Consider the following 23,015-nt stretch of genomic DNA (forward strand, 5'->3'; position numbering starts at 1 on the left):
TTCTACTGCCCCAGCGTGTTCTGCATGGCTCCGGCCAGGACGTTGACCGCGGGGCCGCCGTTGCCGGATTGGCACACCTTGGCTTGCAGCAGCACGTTCTCCCGTTTGCGGGTGGTGTTGAAACAACGCCGGTCGGTGCCGGCCTCCTGTTTGACCCAGTCGGCATTCGTATCGCTCGCCGAGCCGCCGGTGAACGTCCACACCTGCGTGACGAAGTTGTCCAGGTGCATCGCGGTGGTCTGCCCCGAACAGCCGTTGGTGCGGTCCACCACACGGTGGAAGGCCCGGTCGGCGGCCTCCGGCGTGGCGAATACGCCGATCGCCTGTTTCACGAAATGGGTGTCGTCGGCGGCGGCCGTCTGCGTGGTGGCGCCGTTGAACGACGCGAGATCCGGATCGTTGAACACCTCCGGCAAGCCGATGTCCGCCCAGTTGTTGCACACCGGAATGTCCACCGAGAATCCCTGGAACGGGGCGGTGAACTGGTCCTCCCACCCCATCGGGGCGCCGATGATGTTGCCCACCGAACCCTTGGGCATGACGGCATAGGACACCACACCGGGATCTGAGGGACGCGCACCGGCAGGTGCAGCCAACGCCAGCGCGAGACCGGCCAGCCCGAAACCGACAGTCAGGGCACGCATTCCCCCGATCATGCCAGTCAGTACACCGTCCGCGTGCAATAGGTCCGTGCCGGTGACGGGTACGGCCAGGCGTGGTGCCCGGTTTCGGCAGAACAGGCCGCCCCGTCCCGCACGTCGAGCCGACGGGTCACCTGCACCATGACGCCCGCGCCCCGATCGGTGCAGTTGGCCAGCTCGACCAACCCCGCCGGCAGACCCAGTTCATAGCAGTGATCGGCGACCAGATTCGGCACCAGGCACAGCCGCGCGGTCGACGGATCGGCGCCCTCGGCCGGCAGATGCTGATATTCGGCGCTCGGACAGGACCCGGTGGCGTCGGCGATGGCGCCGACGGTGTAACTCGGGTCCACACTGCAGGACACCTTCGCGGCGCGGGACACAGCAGGCGCGGCCGGCGTGGTGGCCGGGACGCTCACACAATCGCCGACCGAGAAGACCATGGCCGCACTGCGCTCCGGGGCCGAGCCACCCAAACCGCATCCGGCCGTCAGCGCCGACACTGCGAGCAGCGCGGCAACCAGGAGCCGTTTGCGGGTCATGGTTAGCGAGAATCTCACGATTCCCGTCGACTCGCCCAGGGCTTGGACACACCGGCTCGAAAAAGGCAGGCGCCCCGGTCACCAAGGGGTAGTGACCGGGGCGTCTCCGGGCTGCAGAGTTGTCTAGTGGGGCACGGGGGCACCCTGGCAATCGGCGCAGATTCCCCAGAACACCACCTCGGCCTCGTCGACCGCAAATCCGGCCAGGTCAGAAGGCTCAAGGCAGGGGGTGTCGCCGACGGCGCAGTCCACGTCGGCGACGGTGCCACACACCCGGCAGACCAGGTGGTGGTGATTGTCGCCGGCGCGGGTCTCATAGCGTGCCGAGGAACCGGCCGGTTCGATGCGGCGCACCAACCCGGCGTTCACGCAGGCCCGCAGCACGTCATAGATCGCCTGAGTGGACACCGAACTGAGGCTTTCCCGGGCCAGCCCGGCCACATCGTCGGCAGTCGAGTGCGGGTGATCGGCGAGCACCTGGAGAACCGCGACCCGCGGCGCGGTCACACGCAAGCCCGCGGCCCGCAACAGGGCCTTGGGGTCGTGTTCGTGCACCGTGGTCACGGCTCCAGTATGCGCGCTGTTTGGAGTCAATCCAAAAGAGCGGGAGTGTGATTATGGTCGCGCCGGCGGGGTCGGCGTGGCCGGTGTCTCAGGACGCTCGGGTCCGTTGCCCGGGCCAGGTCCCCAACCGGGGCCGCCTGGGCCACCCGGACCGAACGCGCCGGGACCTCCGGGTCCGTCGGGGCCGAACGGCGGCATCATGCGATGTCCGGGCCCCATCTGCCACGGACCGCCGCCGGGCCCGCCGTGGTGGAACGTCATCATTCCCCCGCGATCGTGGCCACCCTTGTGGTGATGGCCGTCGGAGTGGGCACCAAGGCAGAAGCCGATGCCGAAGACGACGGCGACGATGAAGACGATGCCGGCGGCGATGCCCACCCAGGCGAGCGTCTGGAACAGCCGGCTGGGCTTTTTCTCGACGGGCTGGGCCGCTACCGGTGCCGACGGGACGGCGACCGGCTCGGCTGCGGCCACCGGCTCGGTCGCGGGGTCGGGCGGAGGGGGTGTTTCAGTCATACCTACGAGCATGCAAGCGGCGCTGAGGTGCCGATCAAGAATTGACTATGAATCGGCTATGAAAGGCCGAGCTGCGGTCCGGTTGCCCTTTTCTGCACCATGGTCGCTCCCAGGCAAAAACCACAGCCCTGCGGTAGAAGTCGGCGCAGAGGTGTGGCGGGAAAAGCCGAAGAACGCGCTAAGACCATGGCTTGAACGGGTTCACCGCGTATTGGATCACCCGGTAGGGCGTGCCGCCGCGAGCCATGGTGTTCCACTGGCTGACGAACACCCGCACGTAATCCAGCGTGGAGCCCGGTGAGATGTAGCCACCGTAGGGCTGAGCCAGCTGGTTGATCTCCGGCGGGGGCAGCGAGTCGACCGGATCCGGCCATGCACTGGCGAACACCACCGTGGTCACCGGCGCCGCGCCCAGACCGGTCGCGTCGTAGGCAACCCGCACTTCCATGTTCCCGGTGCTGGCGTTGAAGTACGACAGCACGGGCTTGCCGTCGATCTGCCGGATGCTCATCTCCCCCACCCGGTCGGAGAACAACGCCGTCGGAGGCTTGCCCCATCCGCCGGTCGCCGACCAGCCCTGCCAGCCGGCGCGGTCGGTAAATGTCTGCGGCGTGGCCCGGTAGAGGAACGGCGGGCCGCTGCGGTCGAAGTTGTTGGTCAGGATGTAGACCCACCCGGTCGGCGAATCCGGGGCCGGGATGGGGTCGTAGTAGCCGGTGATCTGCGATTGGGCGCCGCCGGCATACTTCGCCTCCCGCACCGACCCGGGTACCGTCGGCCAATTGGGCCGAGCGGCATCGGCTTTCACCAACCGGGAGCTGTACGGCTTGAGGTTGTAGGTGGTCGTCACCATCATGTAGTTCTCGCGGTTGATCGACACCACACCGGCGGGCAACTGGGAGGAACCGGGCGGGGCCGCATCAGCCAGCAATGGTTTGTCCACCCCGCTGACGCCCCGGTAACGCACCCCGGCCGGGTCGTCGATCGAATCGGCGTCGACATGCAGGGCCACCGGCGAAAACCAGCCACCGAAACCGACGGCTTGGCCGGCGAAGCTGTCACCGCAGACCTGGAGCACGCGGCTGGGAAATTCCATGAACTCACACAAATCGGTGGCGCCGATACCGTAATCACGCGTGGGAGTACCGGTTCCGGCGCTCGGCCCGATCCGCAGCACCTGTCCGGGAGCCAGCGGGGGCACCCCCGCGTCGGCAGCCGCTCCAGGCGCCGCAATGGCATTCCAGCAGAGAAGAGCCGCGAGAACGCCTGCTGGAACGCGGTTTCGGCGCAAGGGGGTTTAGAGTTCGGCGGCCAGCAGCTCGGCGATTTGAATCGTGTTCAGCGCCGCACCTTTTCGCAGGTTGTCACCGGACACGAACAAGGCCAGGCCACGCCCCTCGGGTACACCCGGATCCTGACGAATCCGGCCGACGAGGGACTCGTCGACACCGGCGGCGGCCAACGGGGTCGGCACGTCGACCAGCTTCACGCCGGGGGCAGCAGCCAGGATTTCGGTGGCACGCTCGACCGAAAGCGGCTGGGCGAACTCGGCATTGATCGACAGCGAGTGTCCGGTGAACACCGGAACGCGCACGCACGTGCCGCTCACCAAAAGGTCGGGGATACCGAGGATCTTACGGCTTTCGTTGCGCAGCTTCTGGTCCTCGTCGGTCTCGCCGGAGCCGTCGTCGACCAGTGAGCCGGCCAGCGGCACCACGTTGAAGGCAATGGGCGCAACATATTTCACGGGCGCGGGGTAATCCAGCGCCGACCCGTCGTGCACCAGCTGCTCGGCGCCGTCGATCACGGCACGGGTCTGGGAGGCGAGTTCCTCGACCCCGGCCAGGCCACTGCCCGACACCGCCTGGTAGCTGGACACGATCAGCCGGGTCAGCCCGGCTTCCTCGTGCAACGGCTTGAGCACCGGCATGGCGGCCATGGTGGTGCAGTTCGGGTTGGCGATGATGCCCTTGGGACGCAGTCCGGCGTCGCGCTTGAAGTTCACCTCGCTGACGACCAGCGGGACCTCAGGGTCCTTGCGCCAAGCCGAGGAGTTGTCGACGACGACGGCGCCGGCCGCGGCGAACCGCGGGGCCTGTACGCGCGACATCGTCGCACCGGCGGAGAACAACGCGATGTCCAGCCCGGACGGATCGGCGGTCTCGCTGTTCTCGACCTCGATCTCCTCGCCGCGGAACGTCAGCTTCTTGCCCTCGGACCGAGCTGAGGCGAAGAAACGGACCGACCCCGAACCTTCAGCCGGGAAGCCTCTTTCCTCCAGCAGCGTGCGCATGACCTGGCCGACCTGGCCCGTCGCACCGACTACACCGATCGAAACCATCTCAGCGCCCCGTTCCGCCGTAGACGACAGCCTGATCGTCGCCACCGAGCCCGAAGGCGTCGTGCAACGCGGAGACCGCGGTGTCCAGGTCGGTGTCCTTGACCAACACCGAGATCCGGATCTCCGACGTGGAGATCAGGTCGATGTTGACCCCGGCCTCGGCGAGTGACTCACAGAACTTCGCGGTGACGCCCGGATGGCTGCGCATACCGGCGCCGACGAGCGACACCTTGCCGATGTGATCGTCGTACAGCACCTGGCTGAAGCCGATCTCGTCCTGCAGGGAGGTCAACTTCTGCACCGCGCCCGGCCCGTTGTCCATGGGGCAGGTGAAGGTGATGTCGGTCTTGCCGTCCTCCACCTTGGAGATGTTCTGCAACACCATGTCGATGTTGACGTCGGCGTCGGCGACGGCCCGGAAAACCCGGGCTGCATAGCCGGGTACGTCGGGCACTCCCACCACGGTGACCTTGGCCTCCCCGCGGTCGTGGGCTACTCCGGTCAGAAGGGCGTCTTCCATGGGGATGTCCTCGATCGATCCTTTGACGATGGTGCCGGGTTTGTCGGAGTACGACGACCGGACGTGAATCGGAACGTTGTACCGGCGGGCGTACTCCACGCAGCGCAGCATGAGCACCTTGGCCCCGCACGCCGCCATCTCCAGCATTTCCTCGAACGTGACGGTGTCGAGGTGGCGGGCGTTGGGCACGATCCGCGGGTCGGCGGTGAAAATGCCGTCGACGTCGGTGTAGATCTCGCAGACGTCGGCCGCCAGGGCGGCGGCCAGCGCGACGGCGGTGGTGTCGGAGCCGCCGCGGCCCATGGTGGTGACATCCTTACTGTCCTGGCTGACGCCCTGGAACCCGGCGACCAGCACGATGACGCCCTCGTCCAGCGCATCGCGCAGACGGCCGGGGGTGACGTCGATGATCTTGGCGTTGCCGTGGATGCCGGTGGTGACGATGCCGGCCTGCGATCCGGTGAACGAGCGGGCCTGTGCACCGAGAGACTCGATGGCCATCGCGACCAGGGCGTTGGAGATGCGCTCACCAGCGGTCAGCAGCATGTCCATCTCACGCGCGGGCGGGGCCGGGGAAACCTGACGGGCCAGGTCAAGCAGGTCGTCGGTGGTATCGCCCATCGCCGAGACCACCACGACGACGTCGTTGCCGGCCTTCTTCGTCTCGACGATGCGCTCGGCCACGCGACGGATCCGATCGGCATCCGATACCGAGGATCCGCCGTACTTCTGTACGACGAGCGCCACTGTCTAACCCTTCAGAACGCTGGAATGAGTCGAACCAAGGATAAGGGAGACGCGCACGGGATTTTCCCCGCCGGTAGCTTGGCTGGCGTGCCTGACACGCCGAACGGCCGCCTGGCCAGCACCAGCGTGCCGATCCATCCCGATCTCGCGGCCCGCTGGAGCCCCCGGGCGTTCGACCCCGACGCCGTCATCACCGCTGACCAGCTCACCGCGCTGCTGGAGGCCGGGCGCTGGGCCGCCAGCTGGGGTCATCGCCAGCCGGTGCGATTCGTGGTCGGGGTCAGAGGTGACGAGACATTCACCACACTGGCCGGCCTGCTCAAACGCGGCAACAGCTACGCACATGCCGCCTCGGCGCTGATCCTGGTGTGCGCCGACGAGGGCGAGGATGAGCGGACGGCTTTGTATGCCGCGGTCGACGCCGGAGCGGCGATCGCACAGCTGACCGTCGAGGCGGTGTCGCGCGGATTGATCGTCCACCCGATGGCCGGATTCGACGTCGACGGCACCCGGACGGCCTTCGGCATCCCCGACGGAGTGCGGCCGTTGGCCGTCGTCGCGGTCGGATCCCTGGGCGACCACACCCAGGCGGACGACGCCATCGTGGAACGGGACAGCCGGCCACGTGAGCGGTTACCGCTGGAGCAGATCGCGTTCAGCGGGCAGTGGGGCACATCGGCGTCTTTCCGGCCATCTTCTGCTCATACTGCGTAAACCTCGGAGCGCTAGGTGTGGACGCCGTCCCGGGCCGCGAAGGAGAACCATGAGCAGTACGGAAGTCGGCAAAGCCGCCATCGATGTGAGCCAGATGACCGGGTTGTCGTCCGTGGACCGACGCCAGCTCGGTGAGCTGCTCGATACCGGCGTCGATCCCGGCACTGAACTTTTGGCGATCGTCGACCCGGACCTGGCCGCCAAGGTCGTCCGATCAGTACCGGCGACGACGGGCAGCAGCCTGCTGTCCGCGCTGGATGCGCCTCACGCGACCGAGATCCTGCGCCGCCTCGACGACGACAGACGCGACGCACTGCTGGGCGCCATGGCCGCCGAGCGGGCCCGGGGGCTGCGCGGGCTGCTCTCCTGGCCCGAGGATTCCGTCGCCGCCCATATGCAGCCCGACGTGCTGACGGTTTCTCCGGCCGCGACCGTGGCGCAGGCGGTCGACCAGATCCGGGCGCATGCCGTCGAGCGGCCGAACGATTCGGCCGGTGCATATGTGTACGTCGTCGAGGCCGACAAGGTGCTGCTCGGCGCGGTACGGCTGCGCAACCTGGTGCTGACCGCCGCCGACCGGCCGGTCGCCGACCTGATCGACGACGTCGTCACCGTCGCTCCTCTGACCGACGTCGAAACCGCGGCGATGACGTTGATCGACCACAGACTCGATGAATTGCCGGTCATCGACACCGAAGGCCGACTTCTGGGCATCCTCACCGAGGACGACGCCGTCGAGATCGCCGAGGAGGAGGCGACCGAGGACGCCGAACGGCAGGGCGGTTCGGAACCGCTCGATGTGCCCTATCTGCGCGCGTCGCCGTGGCTGTTGTGGCGTAAACGCATCGTCTGGCTGCTGGTGCTCTTCGCCGCCGAGGCCTACACCGGAACGGTGCTGCGCGCGTTCGAAGAAGAGATGGAAGCCGTTGTCGCACTGGCGTTTTTCATCCCGTTGCTGATCGGGACCGGCGGTAACACCGGCACCCAGATCACCACCACCCTGGTCCGCGCGATGGGCACCGGCCAGATCCGGTTCCGCGATGTGCCGGCGATCGTCACCAAGGAGATGTCGACCGGTGCACTGATCGCGATTGCGATGGCCGCCGCGGCGATGGTGCGGGCGTGGACGTTGGGCGTCGGGCCGGAGGTCACGTTGACGGTGTGCCTGACCGTCGCGGCGATCGTGATGTGGGCGTCGTTGGTGTCATCGGTGCTGCCGCTGGCTTTGAAGAAGGTGAAGGTGGACCCGGCGGTGGTATCGGCCCCGATGATCGCCACGATCGTCGACGGCACCGGCTTGATGATCTATTTCTGGATCGCGCATCTCACGCTGCCGCAGTTGGCCGGGTTGTAGGCCGGATCACTGGTTCTGGATGATCAGCTGACGCTGCGGGCCGTGGTGGTAGTGCCAGCCGGGCTTCATGCCGGGGGCCGGGGTGGCGTAGGTGTCGGGGCTGTAGCGGTTGCCCGCGCCTTCGGGCCCCTGTGCGGCGGCCGTGCCGGCCAGGCCGAGGGCGGCTGCGCCGAGGACGCCGGCGGACAGAACGGGCACTACCAGAGCCTTGGTGAAGTTCATCATGATCGTGAATCCTTTTGTCTCAGTTGGTGATTCGGTTTCTGTTATGGCCTGTTCGGCCTCTGAGACAAGAGTGCGGCCCGGGCGACGACAAATCTGTCCGGCAACCGGATGATCAAGCTGGTGAAGATGCGTTCCCCCGATCGGTGGAAGTGCACCTCAGCCCTGGGATCGTGGCCCGGTGTGTCGGGAGTTGGCAGGCAGCGACGCGGGTGCCACTGTTGTTCCATGCGCCACCGTGCCCGTCGAGCGGTCCGCGACGCATCCGCCTGCCTCGCCGTGATCTTTCGGATGGCATTGACCAGTGCGGTCGCCGTCGCGCCCAGCCTGGTCGGCCTGGCCCAGGAGAACCGCGTGCGGGCAGCGGCTGCGGTCCTGCCATTGCCCGACCTCGCCGTCCAGCTCTGGGCAGCGAGGGCAGCGCGTCCAACTGCCGCGGCGCCGGCTACGACGGGGTCACCGCCACCCCCGGAGGTTCAGGCACCGGGGGCGGTGCACATCCCCGCGATCGCACTGGCCGCCTACCAGAACGCGGACGCCATGATGACGCAGAGCCACCCCGACTGCGGTGTTACCTGGAACTTGCTCGCCGGGATCGGGTACGTCGAGTCCACCCATGCGTTCGGCGGCGCCGCCGACGAACGCGGTGATCCCGTCAGTCCCATCTATGGCCCCGCCCTCGACGGCTCACTCCCGGGCAACGAGGTCATCGTCGCCGGCAGCTTTGGCGGCGGCACGCACTACGCCCGCGCGCTGGGGCCCATGCAGTTCCTGCCCAGCACGTGGCTGCTGCACGGCGCCGACGGCGACCGCGACGGTCAGGCCGATCCGCACAATCTCTTCGATGCCACCCTGGCCGCAGCCCGCTACCTCTGCAGCGACGGTATGGACCTGCGCGACCAGGCGCAGCTGACCGCCGCGGTGCTGCGCTACAACCACTCGATGGCCTACGTCGCCAACGTGCTGGGCTGGGCGCTGGCCTACGCCACCGGCGTGGCTCCGGTGGACCTGCCGCCGCTCACCGCGCCGCGGCCGCGAAGCGTCGCTGTTCGCGCGGTCGATGGCCCTGCCGCATCGGCTGCGGGCTCGACCGACACCGACACCGACACAGCCACCGCCACGCCGGACAAGACCGGGCGTCGAGACGCCAGCCGCGACACCGGTTCATCGAGTACCCAGCGTGGGTCTTCAGTGACGAGCAAGGGCTCCACCAACACGAGCACGAGCGGGTCCCGGCACAGCACCGGCAGCGCCACACCCAAGGTCAAGTTCGGCAACGGCCGTTCCGGCGGAGTGCGCTGACGTGGCCTCTCGCGGCATTTTGGCCAACCAGTCCCCCGGGCGTACAGTGAACGACGTGCAGCGGGTGCTCCTTCTCGGACGCCGCGACGGGGTCTGACCAGACCGGCTTCCCGTCGCGGGTTTTTTGCGATGCGCCGGTCGAGTCCCCCTGATCTCCCGGAGCAACATCATGACCAGCCCAGACGCATTTACGTCCGCCCGCACCATCAACACACCGTCCGGTGCCCCCAACCCCGGTCAGCCGGCCTGGAACACCCAACGTGGTTCCTCGATGCCGGCCGGCCGGTACCGCAGCTTCGCCGAAGAGGTCCCGGGCGGTAGCCCGGCATTCGGCACCGGCATCCCGTTCGACCGCACCTGGCCAGACCGCGTCATCGACACCGCACCCCAGTGGTGTGCGGTCGATCTGCGCGACGGCAACCAGGCCCTGATCGACCCGATGAGCCCCGCGCGCAAGCGCCGCATGTTCGACCTGCTGGTCCGGATGGGCTACAAGGAGATCGAGGTCGGCTTCCCCTCGGCCAGCCAGACCGACTACGACTTCGTCCGCGAGATCATCACCGACGGCGCCATCCCCGACGACGTCACCATCCAGGTGCTGACCCAGTGCCGGCCCGAGCTGATCGAGCGCACCTTCGAGGCCTGCGCGGGCGCCCCGCAGGTGATCGTGCACTTCTACAACTCGACGTCGATCCTGCAGCGCCGCGTGGTGTTCCGCGCCGACCGCGACGCGGTCAAGAAGATCGCCACCGACGGCGCACAGATGTGCGTCGAGGAAGCGAAGAAGTACCCCGAGACCCGGTGGCGCTTCGAGTACTCCCCCGAGTCCTACACCGGCACCGAGCTGGAGTACGCCGTCGAGGTGTGCAACGCCGTAGCTGACATCGTCAAGCCCACTCCCGAGTGGCCGCTGATCGTCAACCTGCCGGCCACCGTCGAGATGGCCACCCCGAACGTCTACGCCGACTCGATCGAGTGGATGAGCCGGCATCTGGCTCCTCGTGACTCGATCATCCTGAGCCTGCACCCGCACAACGACCGCGGAACCGGCGTTGCCGCAGCCGAATTGGGCTACCAAGCGGGTGCCGACCGGATCGAGGGCTGCCTGTTCGGCAACGGTGAGCGCACCGGCAACGTCTGCCTGGTGACGTTGGGGCTGAACATGTTCAGCCGCGGCGTGGACCCGCAGATCGACTTCTCGAACATCGACGAGATCCGTCGCACCGTCGAATACTGCAACCAGCTGCCGGTGCACGAACGTCATCCCTACGGTGGTGACCTGGTCTACACCGCGTTCTCCGGTAGCCACCAGGACGCCATCAACAAGGGCCTGGACCAGATGAAGTTCGATGCCGACGCCGCGGACAAGGATGTCGACGACATCCTGTGGCAGGTGCCCTACCTGCCCATCGACCCCAAGGACGTCGGCCGCACCTACGAGGCCGTGATCCGGGTGAACTCGCAGTCCGGCAAGGGCGGCGTGGCCTACATCATGAAGGCCGACCATGGCCTGGTGCTGCCGCGGCGGCTGCAGATCGAGTTCAGCCAGGCCATCCAGGCGATCACCGATGGCGAGGGCGGCGAGGTGTCGCCCAAGGAGATCTGGGGCGCCTTCTCCGAGGAATACCTGGCGCCGATCACCCCGCTGGAACGCATCCGCCAGAAGGTGGTGGCTTCCGAGGTCGACGGCGGCACCGACACCATCACCGCGATCGTGAAGATCGACGGTGTCGAGCGCGAGATCGTCGGCGCCGGCAACGGCCCGCTGGCGGCGTTCGTCGATGCGCTGGGGGCGATCGGTTACGACATCAACGTGCTGGACTACTCCGAGCACGCCATGTCGTCCGGCGAAGAGGCCCAGGCCGCGGCGTATGTCGAGGCCTCGATCGGCGGTAGGACCGTCTGGGGCGTCGGTATCGCGACTTCGATCACAACTGCATCACTTCGGGCGGTCGTATCTGCCGTCAACCGCGCCGCGCGTGCTTAGCTGACGTCGGCGTAGACCACTGCGCCTGACGTCAAAGGCAAGGAGCGATCCATGGACTGGGGCTCGACCTGGGATTTCCTGTGGCATTTCCTGATCATCTTCGCCTGGATCGCCTACCTGCTGGTGCTGTTCCAGATCCTCACGGACCTGTTCTGGCGTGATCACAAGACGTCGGGCTGGGCCAAGGCCGTGTGGGTGATCTTCCTGATCGTGTTCCCGTGGCTGACCGCGCTGGTCTACCTGATCGCCCGTGGCCGGGGGATGTCGGAGCGCGCGCAGGCAGCCGCACTCGCGGCCAAGAAGGAGACCGACGACTACATCCGTCAGACGGCAGGGCGGTCCCCGGCTCAGGAGATCGCCGATGCCAAGGCGTTGTTGGATGCCGGCACCATCAGCCAGGCCGAGTTCGACGGGCTGAAGGCGAAGGCGCTCAGCTAAAACACCGCGGCGAGCTGCGAATCAGAACAGCGTGTACTGATCGCTCTCGACAGGGGTGTCACAGAACTGTTCGATGTCGGTTCCACCGACGACATGGGCGAGCAGGCCCATGAACGTCTCGTCATCGAGCAGCGGCACCCCCAACTCCGCGGCCTGGTAGCCCTTGCCCTGATCGGGTGTGGACTCATTGCACAGGACCAGCGACGTCTGCGGATCGACCAGGTCGGTGTAGGCCAGGCCGGCATGAAGGATGCGCTCGACGAGCTCTTCATGGGTGCGGGCCACCTCTGCCGACAGCGCCACCCGCATACCCTGCACCAGCGGCCGCCCCGGCACGAAGGCGCCCGGGTTGGCGTACGCACACGGCAGCCGCGACGCCAGCACCTTCAACGGGCGCAGTTCCTCATGGGTGATGTGGCCGTTGGGCCAGTACCGACGGCTCACCTCCCGCAATGGCAGCCAGACTTTCCGGTCGCGGGCGCGCGCCAATGTGGGTTTGAGGATCTGCGCCAGCACCAGCGCATCGTCAAGTGCGTCGTGCGGTTTCATCTGGCTCACGCCCCAGTGCGCCGCCAGGGTCTCCAAGCGCAGATTCTCGGTACCCAACGCCAACCGGCGGGCCAGCTCGACCGTGCACATCACGCTGTCGATCGGCAGCTCTGCCCCCACCAGCTCGGCCTCGGCTGCCAGGAAGCTGTAGTCGAACCCCACGTTGTGGGCGACCAGCGTCCGTCCCCGCAGGACGTCGCTCAACTCCTCGACCACATCGCCGAAGGTCGGCTGACCTTCCAACATGTCGGCGGTCAGTCCGTGGACGTGGGTGGGCCCGGGGTCCACCCCCGGGTTCAGCAAGGTGGCGACGCTGCGCTCGACATTGCCGTCGTCGCCGACTGCCAGCGCGGCGACGCTGACGATGCGCGCCTGCCCGGGCCGGAACCCGGTCGTCTCGACGTCGACGACGGCCCAGCCCGCGCCCGGCTCGTCTGCCGGTCTGCCCCACGTGCTGCTCATGTTGGCCAGGATGGCACGTGAGCCCGACAACCTCGGTCGGCGTCACTGCGTGTCGTGCACCTAAAATCGCCGGAATGCTGACCCTTCGTGGGCGTGCCGCGCTGGCCGCCGGAGCAACCGCACGCTGGGCGTCGCGGGTCACCGGCCGTGGCGCAGGCGCGATGATCGGTGGCCTGGTGGCGATGACGCTGGACCGCTCGATCCTGCGTCAACTGGGCCAGGGCCGTCGCAGCGTCGTGGTGACCGGCACCAACGGTAAGTCGACCACCACCCGGATGACCGCGGCCGCATTGGCCACGCTCGGTGAGGTGGCCAGTAACTCCGAAGGCGCCAACATGGATGCCGGCCTGGTGGCGGCGCTGGCCGCAGCCCGCGAGGCCTCGTTGGCGGCGCTCGAGGTCGACGAGATGCACGTCCCGCACGTGTCGGACGCGGTGGACCCCTCGGTGATCGTGCTGCTGAACCTGTCGCGCGATCAGCTGGACCGGGTCGGTGAGATCAACCACATCGAACGCACGTTGCGCGGCGGGCTGGCCCGGCATCGCGACGCGGTCATCGTGGCCAACTGCGACGACGTGCTGATGACCTCGGCTGCCTACGACAGCCCCAACGTGGTGTGGGTGGCCGCCGGCGGCAGCTGGGCCGGTGATTCGGTGAGCTGTCCGCGCTCGGGCGAGATCATCGTGCGCGACGGACGTGACTGGTATTCGACAGGCAGTGACTTCAAGCGGCCCAGCCCGCAGTGGTGGTTCGACGACACCCACATCTACGGCCCGGACGGTCTGGTCCTGCCGATGACGCTTTCTCTGCCGGGGACCGTCAACCGCGGTAACGCCACCCAGGCGGTCGCCGCCGCCGTCGCGCTCGGAGCGGACCCGGCTCGCGCGGTGGCCGCGGTGTCCGGGGTTGACGAGGTCGCCGGCCGCTATCGCACGGTGCAGATCGGCTCGCACACCGCCCGAATCCTGTTGGCCAAGAATCCCGCCGGGTGGCAGGAAGCGTTGTCCATGGTCGACAAGCACGGGGCCGGGGTGGTCATCTCGGTCAACGGCCAGGTTCCCGACGGAGAGGATCTGTCGTGGTTGTGGGATGTCCGATTCGAGCACTTTGACGACACGGTCGTCGTCGCCGCCGGTGAGCGCGGCACCGATCTGGCGGTACGGCTCGGCTACGCCGGCGTCGAGCACTCGCTGGTACACGACACCGTCGCCGCGATCGAGAGCTGCCCGCCCGGGCATGTCGAGGTGATCGCCAACTACACCGCGTTCCTGCAACTGAATCGGCGGATCTCGTGAAGACTGTGCAGATTGGCCTGGTCCTGCCCGACGTGATGGGCACCTACGGAGACAGCGGCAATGCGGTGGTCCTACGAGAGCGGTTGCGGCTGCGTGGGATTGATGCCGAGATCATAGAGATCACGCTGGCCGATCCGGTGCCCGACTCGCTGGACCTCTACACCCTCGGCGGCGCCGAGGACTACGCGCAACGGCTGGCCACGAAACACCTGATCCGTTATCCCGGTCTGCAGCGGGCGGCTTCGCGGGGAGCGCCGGTACTGGCCATCTGTGCGGCCATCCAGGTGCTCGGCCACTGGTATGAGACCTCGGCCGGCGAGCGGGTGGAGGGCGTCGGACTGCTCGACGTCACCACCTCACCACAAGAGACCCGCACCATCGGCGAGGTGGCATCGAAGCCACTGCCGGCCGGGCTCACCCAACCGCTCACCGGGTTCGAAAACCACCGTGGCGGAACGGTTCTCGGTGCCGACGCCAAGCCGCTGGCCGCCGTCACCAAAGGCGCGGGCAACCGCTCGGGCGACGGCTACGACGGCGCGGTTCAAGGCAGCGTGGTCGCCACCTACCTGCACGGCCCATGCCTGGCGCGCAATCCGGAACTGGCCGACCACCTGCTCTCTCAGGTGGTGGGCGACCTGCCCGCACTCGAACTGCCCGAGGTCGATCTGCTTCGCCGCGAACGGCTCGCGGCTCCGCGCCGGGTCTAGACGCAATCCTGCACCGAAAGTGACGTCAGGGTCGCTCTCCCGGACGAGCAACGACCATGACGTCACTTTCGCCGAAATACCGGTCGACAGAAGTTCTTGAACCGTCCGCTAAGCGGACAAAGTCGGCGCCTGTGTAAACGCTGTGATTGCCCGTGGGCATTTCCCGCTGCTGTTAGGTCGACCAGCTTTCGCACGTGGTGTAGCTGTCGTCACAAATAGTCAGCTAACCGACCTGCGTCACAGGATGGTCTAGTTACCGGCCAGTATGGACTAAATGGTCGACCAAATGTACCGAGGCAAGCTAACTAACGACGGAGGCTGACACTTTCCCTCCCGGCGCCGGCCGAGTGCTTTCGGTTGCAAATATCAGATGGCTTCATACGTTTGCTGACAATGACGGGAACCGCTCGCTTGGGCCGTTTATAGCTAACTAACACCGATTGGCGATGATTCGACCCTGTCTCACCATGTGGACGATCTATGGTCTTGACGTGCACTTATGGAGTAGTTCTTTATTACTCTCAGGTAAGTTTCAGGCCTGCGGGTGTTGTTAAGCAAAGGAGAACCCCATGGAAGCTGCCGTTCGCTCATATTTGACGGCCGGTGTCGCGTTGACCGGAGCGGCAGTCATCGCCGTCAGCCCGCTCGCGCCCACCCCGACCGACATTCATCTGCCCGCCGTGCCCACATCGTCGGCAGCGGTCACCCTCAATGCACTGACCAATCCGCTGGAGGTCTGGGCCGAGACGCTGTCGACCGTCGGCACCAACCTGCAGGCACTCGGCGAGCAGCTGACGGCCAATCCGGCTCCGATCCTGCAAAAGGTCATCGACAATCAGGTCGGCAATGCGACCGTCGTCGTCGACGCAATCAAGACCTATGGCGACGCGCTCAGCACCATCCTGCAGTCGCTGCCCGAGAACCTGAAGACTGCCGGCGACCTCATCGCCAAAGGCGAGATCGTCCAGGCCATGGACGGGCTGACACAGGGACTTCTCCCGGCGATCGTCGGCCTGCTCGACCTGTCCAACAACACTTGGTCCGCGGTCAGCACGACGACGCAGAACATCCAGAACGTGATCAAAGCAATGCCGACACTCGTCCAGTCGGTCGCCCTGCCCGCACTGTTCCCGGTCCTGTCCGTGGTGAACGGATTGGCCGCCACGGCCGAGGAAGTAGTGAAGGCCGCGAACGCCAGCGATGCCGAGGGAGTCGCCAACGCCCTGATCAATGCGCCCGCCCACCTCACCGACGCGTTCCTCAACGGCAAGGGCACGATCCTCGGGTTCATCAATGTCCCCGGTGTGTTGTCGCCGACCTCGCCCTTCGGCTTCCTCGGCAGCGGACCCATCGCCTCCGCGCTCGACCTGCCTAAGACCATCGCGGACCTGCTCAAGCCAAATTCGTTGGCTCCCAAGCCCACAACCAAATCCGCCGTGGCAAGCACCGCGGCTGTCACCGCGCTGAGCACCGGCGTCTCCGCCCGTAGCGTCACGCTCAGCCTCCCGGCCGCGGGCACCACGACGGATACGACCGAGGCCGCGGGCAGCGCAGCACCTGACACCGCGGCTGCAGCGGCGGACGACACCACGACCGCTGCTGAGGCACCGGCCGATACCGTGAAAGACACTGGCACCGAAGCCGATGACAGCACCGACGCGGCCACCGAAGCCGCGGCAGGTGCCGACGATTCGACCACCGTCCAGAAGTCGCGCATCAACGCCAAGAGCACGGCGAAGTCCCTTCGCGTCGACATCAAGGATGCGGCGAAGCGGATCAGTGCGAAGTTCAGCGGCAAAGATGCCAAGAACGCAAGCAGCACGGATGGCGCGTCAACCGGTTCGAGCACGGAGTCGAGCAGTGCAGGCAGTGCCGGCAGCGCGGGCAGCTCGAAAGCTGCGGGCAAGAAGCACGCCTCCAGCAGCAAGTCTCACCGCAAGAGCCGCTCCAGCCACGACTGACCAGCTCTGACGAAAGTCGTTGGGCCCCTTCCCCGAAGGGGCCCAACGTGCGCTTCAGGGCACAGCGCGTTGGGTACCGGTGGCGAACGGGTCGACGGCCGTAGCGATGCGCGCGGCGGCATCGGCGAGAATCGGCTCACCATGACCGAAACCGGCCCGCTGCGCGCCCGTTTCGACCAGCCGCGTCACCGATTGGGCCAGCTCGGTCCGGTCGACATTGAACACCCCGAGGATCACCTGGCCGTTGAATTCCGCGACCACGTCCCCGGTCAACACCGCATCGGCAGCCGGCAGATGAAGCGCGATGCTGCCCGGGGTGTGCCCGGGCACGCCGATCACCCTTGCACCGTCGGCGAAGTCGAGCACATCGCCGTCACGAACTTCCAGGTCGACGCGGCATGACGGGCCGTGCGGTGCCGCGTCGAAGTCGGGTCGCAATGTCCGCTCGGACTCGGTGAGTACCGGTAGCGGGCCCGGCCGTTCGCCGCGCACGTAGGCCGCGTCGGCTGCACCGGCGACGACTTCGACATCGGACCAGTCGGCGATCTCGGCCGCCGCACCGCAGTGATCCTCGTGAAAATGGGTCAGCACAATGCGTTTGACGTGGATGCGCCGCAGGCCGAGATCGGTGAGAGCGTCGGCGATCAGGTCGGCACTGTCTGGCCAGCCGGTGTCGATCAGGGTGACGCCGTCGGGCTCGGTCCACAGATAACTGTTGAGCAGGTGGGCCTGACCGCCCGGGATGCGCAGCCGGTACAGCGAATCCGTCATCTGAAGTAGGTCAGGCACGGTTCGACGCTACTCGTCGGCGGGCGAGCTCGCGGTCAGGCCATCGCGCGACGGCCCGCCAAGGCCCGGCCCAGGGTGAGCTCGTCGGCGAACTCGAGGTCCCCGCCCATCGGCAATCCCGAGGCGATGCGGGTGACGGCGAGGCCCGGGATGTCGCGCAGCATCCGGACCAGGTAGGTGGCGGTCGCCTCGCCCTCGGTGTTCGGGTCGGTGGCGATGATCACCTCGGCGACGTCGACGCCATCGACGCGTTCGCCGATGCGGTTGAGCAGCTCACGGATGCGCAGCTGGTCGGGCCCGACGCCGGACAACGGATCCAGCGCCCCACCCAGCACGTGGTAGCGGCCACGGAACTCACGGGTGCGCTCGACGGCCTGCACATCCTTGGGTTCCTCGACGACGCAGACCAACGAAGCGTCGCGGCGCGGGTCCTTGCAGATCCGGCAACGTTCCTCATCGGACACATTGCCGCACACCGCGCAGAACGTGACGCCATCGCGGATCCGGCCGAGCACCGCCGTCAACCGGTCGATGTCCGGCGGTTCGACGCTGAGCAGATGAAACGCGATGCGCTGGGCGCTTTTGGGCCCGATCCCGGGTAGCTTGCCGAGTTCGTCGATCAGATCCTGAACCGGACCTTCAAACACTAGAGCCCCGGAATCCCGAGGCCACCCATGCCGCTGGCCAGCGGGCCCAGCCGGCTCTGCGCCAGAGTGGTCACCTGGTTGGACGCGTCGGCCAGGGCGCCGACGATCAGATCCTGCAGGGTCTCGGGATCGGACGGATCGATGACCTTGGGATCGATGGCGACGGCCACCACCTCACCGCTGCCCTTCACCGTGACCTGCACCAGGCCGCCACCGGCCTGGCCGTGCACCTCGGAGTTGGCCAGCGCCTCCTGCGCCTCCATGAGCTGCTGTTGCACCTGCTGCGCCTGCGCGAGCAGGGCCGACATGTCGGGCGTGCCTCCGGGTTGCATGACTGGTCCCCTTGCCGTGTTGGTTGCGTCTTGGTCTCGACTTGGTTGCTCTCGCCTGTCGGCGGCGGTTCGGACCTTCAGCCTAGTCGGCGCGCGGGCTAGCGTGGCGCCCGTGCGAGTCCCAGCCTGCGTGCGTGTCGGCGCCTCACTGCTCAGCAGCGTGTTCATCGCTGCGGCCGTCGTCGTCGCCCCGCCCGCCAACGCCGCTCCGTCCAACATCGCCGGCATGATCGTGTTCCTCGACCCAGGTCACAACGGCGCCAACGACAGCTCGATCAGCCGGCAGGTGCCCACCGGCCGCGGCGGCACCAAGGACTGCCAGGCCAGCGGCACCTCCACCGCGGACGGGTTCCCCGAACACACCTTCACCTGGGACACCACGCTGCGGGTCCGCGCCATTCTCACCCAGATGGGCGTGCGCACCGCCATGTCGCGCGGCAACGACAACGCGTTGGGCCCCTGCGTCGACGAACGTGCCTCGATGGCCAACGCGCTGCGGCCGAATGCGATCGTGTCCATCCATGGCGATGGCGGCCCGGCCAACGGCCGCGGTTTCCACGTCCTCTACTCGTCGCCGCCGCTGAACAACGTGCAGGCCGGCCCGTCGGTGCAGTTCGCCCAGACCATGCGAGATCAGCTGTCCGCGTCGGGCATCCCGCCGGCCACCTACATCGGATCCGGTGGTCTGGACGCCCGCTCCGACATCGCCGGGCTCAACCTGGCGCAGTTCCCGTCGATCCTCGTCGAGTGCGGCAACATGAAGAACCCGGTCGATTCGTCACTGATGAAGACCCCGGAAGGTCGGCAGAAGTACGCCGAGGCCATCGCCCGCGGGGTCGCGGCCTACCTGGGCAGCCAACAGCGATAGCTCCCGACCAGGTGGTCGGACGCTACGCGCCTTCCACTTCCTTCTTCAGGTTGGCCAGGACCTCGTCCTGGATCTTGCGCAGGCCCAACGGGGCGAAGGTCTTCTCGAAGAAACCCTTGATGCCGCCGGCGCCGGTCCAGCTGGTCTTGAGGTTGACCGACGATCCGGCCCCCGCCGGTGCGACGGTCCAGTTGGTCACCAGGCTGGAGTTGGCGTCCTTCTCGATGACGGTGTGTCCGGCCACGTCCACCGAGGCCTTGACGTCGCGGACCCTGGACTCGGTGGCCTGGAGCTTCCACCCGGCCACGGTGCCTGCGCCCTGACCACCCTCGAGCACCTGATAGTCGCGGTAATGCGAGGAGAGGATCTTCGGGCGCACGGTCTGATAATCCGCGATCGCGGCAAACACAGCGGCCGGCTCGGCGTTGATCAGAACCGTGCTGACCGCACTGACCTGTCCCATGGCTGAAACTCCTTCAACTCGTGTCTGCGGTCGCATTGGTGGCAACCTCCGACTAGCGTATATGTGTGTCTGTTGTTACGACTGACGCACAGGCTGCCCATGCCGCAGGTGTACAGCGGCTCCTGGACAGTTACCGCGCCATACCTCCCAATTCGACGGTGCGGCTTGCCAAGCCCACGTCGAACCTGTTCCGTGCCCGAGATCGCAGCAATACCAAGGGCCTCGACGTCTCGGGGCTGACGAATGTGATTGCCGTCGACGCCCAGGCGCGTACCGCCGACGTGGCCGGGATGTGCACGTACGAGGATCTGGTGGCTGCGACGCTGCCGCACGGCCTGGCCCCGTTGGTAGTGCCGCAGCTCAAGACCATCACGCTCGGTGGTGCGGTCACCGGACTGGGTATCGAGTCGACGTCGTTCCGCAACGGCCTGCCACACGAGTCGGTGTTGGAGATGGATATCCTCACCGGCGCAGGGGAGATCGTCACCGCGTCACCCGAGCAGCACGCCGACCTCTTTCGGACCTTCCCGAACTCCTATGGCACACTTGGTTATTCGACTCGGTTGCGGATCGAACTGGAGCCCGTCACACCCTTTGTGGCCCTGCGCCACCTGCGATTCCATTCGTTGGCCGAGCTGATGGCGGCGATGGACCGGATCATCGAGACCGGCGGACTCGACGGTGACCCGGTCGACTACCTCGACGGTGTGGTGTTCAGCGCCGACGAGAGCTACCTGTGTGTCGGCTTCAAGACGACGACGCCGGGACCGGTCAGCGATTACACCGGCCAGGACATCTACTATCGCTCGATTCAGCATCCGGACGGCGAAAAGCACGATCGGCTGACCATCCACGACTACCTGTGGCGCTGGGACACCGATTGGTTCTGGTGTTCCCGCGCCTTCGGCGCGCAGAACCCGACGATCCGCCGGTTCTGGCCACGCCGATTGCGGCGCAGCAGTTTTTACTGGAAGCTCGTCGGCTACGACCAGCGGTACAACATCGCCGACCGGATCGAGAAGCGTCACGGCCGCCCGCCGCGCGAACGGGTGGTTCAGGATATCGAGGTGCCCCTGGAGAATTGCAAACTGTTCCTGGACTGGTTCCTGACGAACGTACCGATCGAGCCGATCTGGCTGTGCCCGCTGCGGTTACGTGACGACGACCGTAATCGCGCCGGCTGGCCCCTGTATCCCCTGCGCCAGCATCACACCTACGTCAACGTCGGCTTCTGGTCCTCGGTGCCGGTCGGCCCCGAACAGGGCCACACCAACAAGCTGATCGAGGCCAAGGTCAGCGAGCTCGACGGACACAAATCGTTGTATTCCGATTCCTTCTATGCGCGTGACGAGTTCGACGAGCTGTACGGCGGCGAGACCTACAAGACCGTCAAGAAGTCCTACGACCCCGATTCCCGCCTGTTTGACCTGTATTCGAAAGCCGTCTTGCGCCGATGAACGGAGAACAGCGATGACCACCTTCAAGGAACAGTCGACACACACAACCGATCATCGGTTCAGCTTGGCCGAGATCCTGGAGATCTTTGCGTCCGGCTCGGTGCCCCTGAAATTCACTGCCTACGATGGCAGTTCGGCGGGCCCGGACAATGCCACGCTCGGTTTGGACCTCAAGACCCCGCGCGGCACCACGTATCTGGCCACCGCCCCGGGCGACCTGGGGCTGGCCCGCGCCTACGTGTCCGGCGACCTGGAACCGCACGGGGTGCACCCGGGGGATCCGTACCCGCTGCTGTGCGCGCTGGCCGACAAGATGGCGTTCAAGCGGCCGCCGGCCCGCGTGCTGGCCAACATCGTCCGCTCGATCGGCATCGAGCACCTCAAGCCGATCGCGCCGCCCCCACAGGAGGCACTGCCGCGCTGGCGCCGGATGATGGAAGGCTTGCGGCACAGCAAGACCCGGGATGCCGAAGCCATCCACCATCACTACGACGTGTCGAACACCTTCTATGAATGGGTGCTCGGTCCGTCGATGACCTACACCTGCGCGTGCTATCCGGATGCGGACGCCAGCCTGGAGCAAGCCCAGGACAACAAGTACCGGCTGGTGTTCGAGAAGCTCCGGCTGCAACCCGGGGACCGACTGCTCGACGTCGGCTGCGGCTGGGGCGGCATGGTGCGCTACGCCGCGCGCCACGGCGTCAAGGCGCTCGGGGTGACGCTGTCGAAGGAGCAGGCCCGCTGGGCGCAGGCCGCGATCGACCGGGAGGGGCTCGGCGACCTGGCCGAGGTGCGCCACGGCGATTACCGGGACGTCACCGAAACCGGCTTCGACGCCGTGTCCTCGATCGGACTGACCGAGCACATCGGGGTGCACAACTACCCGTCGTACTTCGGTTTCCTCAAGTCGAGGATGCGTCCGGGCGCGCTGCTGCTCAACCACTGCATCACCCGCCATGACAACAGGTCCGGTGCGGCCGCTGGTGGATTCATCGACCGCTACGTGTTCCCCGACGGAGAGCTCACCGGCTCCGGGCGCATCATCACCGAAGTGCAGGACGTCGGGTTGGAAGTCTTGCACGAGGAGAACCTGCGCAACCACTACGCGATGACGCTGCGCGACTGGTGCGCAAACCTCGTGGAGCACTGGGACGAGGCGGTCGCCGAGGTCGGCCTGCCCACCGCGAAGGTGTGGGGTCTGTACATGGCCGGGTCGCGGCTGGGCTTCGAGACGAATGTGGTTCAGCTGCACCAGGTCCTGGCCGTCAAGCTCGACGATCGCGGCGATGACGGCGGGCTGCCGCTGCGGCCGTGGTGGACGCCCTAGGCACGTCGGCTGCGGTAGTCATGTGGCGGTCTGGCCGAAGCCCTACTAGCTCTCGATCTTTCGCGCCCCGAGCTCGCTCTGGAGCAGTTCCAGCGCCACTTCCTCGGGGTCGCGACGAGGTCCGGCCTCACTCTGTGACGCCTCGGCGAGCATCTGCTCTTCCTCGTCCTCCGGGGACAGCGGTGCGGATTCGGGCTCCGGCTCGGGCTCGGGAATCACCCGGCCCGGCCGGCTGGGCACCCGTGGCGGGGGCTTGGCGGCCTTCGGCGG

The 23,015-nt window shown here is 66.9% G+C and carries 24 protein-coding genes and 1 pseudogene; 11 read left to right on the top strand and 14 right to left on the bottom strand.

Features of this window, described 5'->3' with window-relative positions; translation table 11 throughout:
- Nucleotides 1-2: 2 nt before the first annotated feature.
- The 7 genes from A5740_RS20950 to A5740_RS20980 all read right to left on the bottom strand — a co-directional run bounded on the left by A5740_RS20950 (nucleotide 3) and on the right by A5740_RS20980 (nucleotide 5,871).
- The gene (locus A5740_RS20950; RefSeq protein ID WP_254849275.1) at nucleotides 3-644 is read right to left on the bottom strand and encodes a sensor domain-containing protein; all 642 of its coding nucleotides are present in this window, start codon (nucleotides 642-644) and stop codon (nucleotides 3-5) included.
- Nucleotides 645-661: 17 nt separating this feature from the next.
- On the bottom strand, nucleotides 662-1,183 hold the full coding sequence (locus A5740_RS20955; RefSeq protein WP_076197193.1) for a hypothetical protein: 522 nt from the start codon (nucleotides 1,181-1,183) through the stop codon (nucleotides 662-664).
- A gap of 123 nt (nucleotides 1,184-1,306) precedes the next feature.
- Nucleotides 1,307-1,747, bottom strand: a complete 441-nt coding sequence (locus A5740_RS20960; protein ID WP_076197195.1) for a Fur family transcriptional regulator — start codon at nucleotides 1,745-1,747, stop codon at nucleotides 1,307-1,309.
- Between the two features lie 51 nt (nucleotides 1,748-1,798).
- Nucleotides 1,799-2,263, bottom strand: coding sequence for a hypothetical protein (locus A5740_RS20965; protein WP_076197198.1), 465 nt, complete (start codon nucleotides 2,261-2,263; stop codon nucleotides 1,799-1,801).
- 178 nt (nucleotides 2,264-2,441) lie between these two features.
- On the bottom strand, nucleotides 2,442-3,554 hold the full coding sequence (locus A5740_RS20970; RefSeq protein WP_139335263.1) for a DUF4185 domain-containing protein: 1,113 nt from the start codon (nucleotides 3,552-3,554) through the stop codon (nucleotides 2,442-2,444).
- 6 nt (nucleotides 3,555-3,560) lie between these two features.
- Nucleotides 3,561-4,604, bottom strand: coding sequence for an aspartate-semialdehyde dehydrogenase (locus A5740_RS20975; protein ID WP_076197202.1), 1,044 nt, complete (start codon nucleotides 4,602-4,604; stop codon nucleotides 3,561-3,563).
- 1 nt (nucleotide 4,605) lies between these two features.
- Nucleotides 4,606-5,871 carry an aspartate kinase gene (locus tag A5740_RS20980; protein WP_076197204.1) on the bottom strand — a complete coding sequence of 422 codons (1,266 nt, stop codon included), beginning with the start codon at nucleotides 5,869-5,871 and terminating at the stop codon, nucleotides 4,606-4,608.
- A gap of 87 nt (nucleotides 5,872-5,958) precedes the next feature.
- Between A5740_RS20980 and A5740_RS20985 the strand changes: the two genes are divergently transcribed.
- Together A5740_RS20985 and mgtE are read left to right on the top strand one after the other, a co-directional pair.
- Nucleotides 5,959-6,585 (top strand): nitroreductase family protein, encoded by a 627-nt coding sequence (locus A5740_RS20985; RefSeq protein WP_076197206.1) that lies wholly within the window; start codon nucleotides 5,959-5,961, stop codon nucleotides 6,583-6,585.
- Nucleotides 6,586-6,634: 49 nt separating this feature from the next.
- Nucleotides 6,635-7,939 carry a magnesium transporter gene (mgtE, locus tag A5740_RS20990; RefSeq protein ID WP_076197207.1) on the top strand — a complete coding sequence of 435 codons (1,305 nt, stop codon included), beginning with the start codon at nucleotides 6,635-6,637 and terminating at the stop codon, nucleotides 7,937-7,939.
- Nucleotides 7,940-7,945: 6 nt separating this feature from the next.
- Here mgtE and A5740_RS20995 read toward each other — a convergent pair whose 3' ends face one another.
- Nucleotides 7,946-8,164 carry a hypothetical protein gene (locus A5740_RS20995; RefSeq protein WP_076197209.1) on the bottom strand — a complete coding sequence of 73 codons (219 nt, stop codon included), beginning with the start codon at nucleotides 8,162-8,164 and terminating at the stop codon, nucleotides 7,946-7,948.
- Between the two features lie 225 nt (nucleotides 8,165-8,389).
- On the opposite strand from A5740_RS20995, the gene A5740_RS21000 reads away from it, so the two are divergent.
- The 3 genes from A5740_RS21000 to A5740_RS21010 all read left to right on the top strand — a co-directional run bounded on the left by A5740_RS21000 (nucleotide 8,390) and on the right by A5740_RS21010 (nucleotide 11,888).
- On the top strand, nucleotides 8,390-9,463 hold the full coding sequence (locus A5740_RS21000; protein ID WP_139335264.1) for a lytic transglycosylase domain-containing protein: 1,074 nt from the start codon (nucleotides 8,390-8,392) through the stop codon (nucleotides 9,461-9,463).
- 169 nt (nucleotides 9,464-9,632) lie between these two features.
- Entirely contained in the window at nucleotides 9,633-11,450 is a 1,818-nt protein-coding gene (gene leuA / locus A5740_RS21005) for a 2-isopropylmalate synthase (RefSeq protein ID WP_076197213.1), read from the top strand.
- A 51-nt stretch (nucleotides 11,451-11,501) separates the two neighbouring features.
- Nucleotides 11,502-11,888, top strand: coding sequence for an SHOCT domain-containing protein (locus A5740_RS21010; protein ID WP_076197215.1), 387 nt, complete (start codon nucleotides 11,502-11,504; stop codon nucleotides 11,886-11,888).
- A gap of 21 nt (nucleotides 11,889-11,909) precedes the next feature.
- On the opposite strand, the gene A5740_RS21015 is transcribed toward A5740_RS21010, so the two are convergent.
- Complete coding sequence (locus tag A5740_RS21015; RefSeq protein ID WP_076197217.1) at nucleotides 11,910-12,899, bottom strand: DEDDh family exonuclease; 990 nt, start codon at nucleotides 12,897-12,899, stop codon at nucleotides 11,910-11,912.
- Between the two features lie 74 nt (nucleotides 12,900-12,973).
- Here A5740_RS21015 and A5740_RS21020 point away from each other — a divergent pair, with 74 nt between their 5' ends.
- The 3 genes from A5740_RS21020 to A5740_RS21030 all read left to right on the top strand — a co-directional run bounded on the left by A5740_RS21020 (nucleotide 12,974) and on the right by A5740_RS21030 (nucleotide 16,862).
- A complete protein-coding gene (locus A5740_RS21020; RefSeq protein WP_076197219.1) occupies nucleotides 12,974-14,194 on the top strand; it encodes a Mur ligase family protein in 1,221 nt (406 codons plus the stop codon).
- 5 nt (nucleotides 14,195-14,199) lie between these two features.
- On the top strand, nucleotides 14,200-14,901 hold the full coding sequence (locus tag A5740_RS21025; RefSeq protein ID WP_076197259.1) for a type 1 glutamine amidotransferase: 702 nt from the start codon (nucleotides 14,200-14,202) through the stop codon (nucleotides 14,899-14,901).
- A gap of 569 nt (nucleotides 14,902-15,470) precedes the next feature.
- Nucleotides 15,471-16,862 carry a hypothetical protein gene (locus A5740_RS21030; RefSeq protein ID WP_076197221.1) on the top strand — a complete coding sequence of 464 codons (1,392 nt, stop codon included), beginning with the start codon at nucleotides 15,471-15,473 and terminating at the stop codon, nucleotides 16,860-16,862.
- Between the two features lie 54 nt (nucleotides 16,863-16,916).
- Here the strand turns inward: A5740_RS21030 and A5740_RS21035 are convergent, their stop codons facing one another.
- Genes A5740_RS21035 through A5740_RS21045 form a run of 3 tightly spaced genes read right to left on the bottom strand, consistent with a single transcriptional unit; the run spans nucleotide 16,917 to nucleotide 18,630 of the window.
- A complete protein-coding gene (locus A5740_RS21035; protein WP_175616314.1) occupies nucleotides 16,917-17,633 on the bottom strand; it encodes an MBL fold metallo-hydrolase in 717 nt (238 codons plus the stop codon).
- Nucleotides 17,634-17,686: 53 nt separating this feature from the next.
- Nucleotides 17,687-18,298, bottom strand: a complete 612-nt coding sequence (gene recR, locus A5740_RS21040) for a recombination mediator RecR (protein ID WP_076197225.1) — start codon at nucleotides 18,296-18,298, stop codon at nucleotides 17,687-17,689.
- Nucleotides 18,298-18,630, bottom strand: a complete 333-nt coding sequence (locus A5740_RS21045) for a YbaB/EbfC family nucleoid-associated protein (protein WP_067766127.1) — start codon at nucleotides 18,628-18,630, stop codon at nucleotides 18,298-18,300. The genes recR and A5740_RS21045 overlap by 1 nt, the downstream gene beginning before the upstream one ends.
- Before the next feature lie 112 nt (nucleotides 18,631-18,742).
- Between A5740_RS21045 and A5740_RS21050 the strand changes: the two genes are divergently transcribed.
- Nucleotides 18,743-19,498: an Rv3717 family N-acetylmuramoyl-L-alanine amidase gene (locus A5740_RS21050; protein WP_371454781.1), complete on the top strand. Its 756-nt coding sequence runs from the start codon at nucleotides 18,743-18,745 to the stop codon at nucleotides 19,496-19,498.
- 22 nt (nucleotides 19,499-19,520) lie between these two features.
- On the opposite strand, the gene A5740_RS21055 is transcribed toward A5740_RS21050, so the two are convergent.
- Nucleotides 19,521-19,961: an SRPBCC family protein gene (locus tag A5740_RS21055; protein ID WP_076197229.1), complete on the bottom strand. Its 441-nt coding sequence runs from the start codon at nucleotides 19,959-19,961 to the stop codon at nucleotides 19,521-19,523.
- Nucleotides 19,962-20,026: 65 nt separating this feature from the next.
- On the opposite strand from A5740_RS21055, the gene A5740_RS21060 reads away from it, so the two are divergent.
- Together A5740_RS21060 and A5740_RS21065 are read left to right on the top strand one after the other, a co-directional pair.
- Nucleotides 20,027-21,418 (top strand): FAD-binding oxidoreductase, encoded by a 1,392-nt coding sequence (locus A5740_RS21060; protein WP_076197231.1) that lies wholly within the window; start codon nucleotides 20,027-20,029, stop codon nucleotides 21,416-21,418.
- A gap of 13 nt (nucleotides 21,419-21,431) precedes the next feature.
- Nucleotides 21,432-22,745 carry a class I SAM-dependent methyltransferase gene (locus tag A5740_RS21065; RefSeq protein WP_076197233.1) on the top strand — a complete coding sequence of 438 codons (1,314 nt, stop codon included), beginning with the start codon at nucleotides 21,432-21,434 and terminating at the stop codon, nucleotides 22,743-22,745.
- A gap of 45 nt (nucleotides 22,746-22,790) precedes the next feature.
- Here the strand turns inward: A5740_RS21065 and A5740_RS21070 are convergent.
- Nucleotides 22,791-23,015: pseudogene (locus A5740_RS21070) on the bottom strand (DNA polymerase III subunit gamma/tau); the annotation flags it as partial.

It is taken from the genome of Mycobacterium sp. GA-1841 (assembly GCF_001954135.1).
Classification (GTDB): Bacteria; Actinomycetota; Actinomycetes; order Mycobacteriales; family Mycobacteriaceae; genus Mycobacterium.

Bases quoted from the DNA above. Each gene is read 5' to 3' on its own strand.
- A5740_RS21015 (WP_076197217.1), bottom strand. From the start codon at position 12,899: ATGAGCAGCACGTGGGGCAGACCGGCAGACGAGCCGGGCGCGGGCTGG.
- A5740_RS21045 (WP_067766127.1), bottom strand. From the start codon at position 18,630: ATGCAACCCGGAGGCACGCCCGACATGTCGGCCCTGCTCGCGCAGGCG.
- A5740_RS21035 (WP_175616314.1), bottom strand. From the start codon at position 17,633: ATGACGGATTCGCTGTACCGGCTGCGCATCCCGGGCGGTCAGGCCCAC.
- A5740_RS21010 (WP_076197215.1), top strand. From the start codon at position 11,502: ATGGACTGGGGCTCGACCTGGGATTTCCTGTGGCATTTCCTGATCATC.
- A5740_RS21000 (WP_139335264.1), top strand. From the start codon at position 8,390: ATGCGCCACCGTGCCCGTCGAGCGGTCCGCGACGCATCCGCCTGCCTC.
- A5740_RS20995 (WP_076197209.1), bottom strand. From the start codon at position 8,164: ATGATGAACTTCACCAAGGCTCTGGTAGTGCCCGTTCTGTCCGCCGGC.
- A5740_RS21020 (WP_076197219.1), top strand. From the start codon at position 12,974: ATGCTGACCCTTCGTGGGCGTGCCGCGCTGGCCGCCGGAGCAACCGCA.
- A5740_RS20975 (WP_076197202.1), bottom strand. From the start codon at position 4,604: ATGGTTTCGATCGGTGTAGTCGGTGCGACGGGCCAGGTCGGCCAGGTC.
- A5740_RS20955 (WP_076197193.1), bottom strand. From the start codon at position 1,183: ATGACCCGCAAACGGCTCCTGGTTGCCGCGCTGCTCGCAGTGTCGGCG.
- mgtE (WP_076197207.1), top strand. From the start codon at position 6,635: ATGAGCAGTACGGAAGTCGGCAAAGCCGCCATCGATGTGAGCCAGATG.
- leuA (WP_076197213.1), top strand. From the start codon at position 9,633: ATGACCAGCCCAGACGCATTTACGTCCGCCCGCACCATCAACACACCG.
- A5740_RS21055 (WP_076197229.1), bottom strand. From the start codon at position 19,961: ATGGGACAGGTCAGTGCGGTCAGCACGGTTCTGATCAACGCCGAGCCG.
- A5740_RS20950 (WP_254849275.1), bottom strand. From the start codon at position 644: ATGCGTGCCCTGACTGTCGGTTTCGGGCTGGCCGGTCTCGCGCTGGCG.
- A5740_RS20965 (WP_076197198.1), bottom strand. From the start codon at position 2,263: ATGACTGAAACACCCCCTCCGCCCGACCCCGCGACCGAGCCGGTGGCC.
- A5740_RS21030 (WP_076197221.1), top strand. From the start codon at position 15,471: ATGGAAGCTGCCGTTCGCTCATATTTGACGGCCGGTGTCGCGTTGACC.
- A5740_RS21065 (WP_076197233.1), top strand. From the start codon at position 21,432: ATGACCACCTTCAAGGAACAGTCGACACACACAACCGATCATCGGTTC.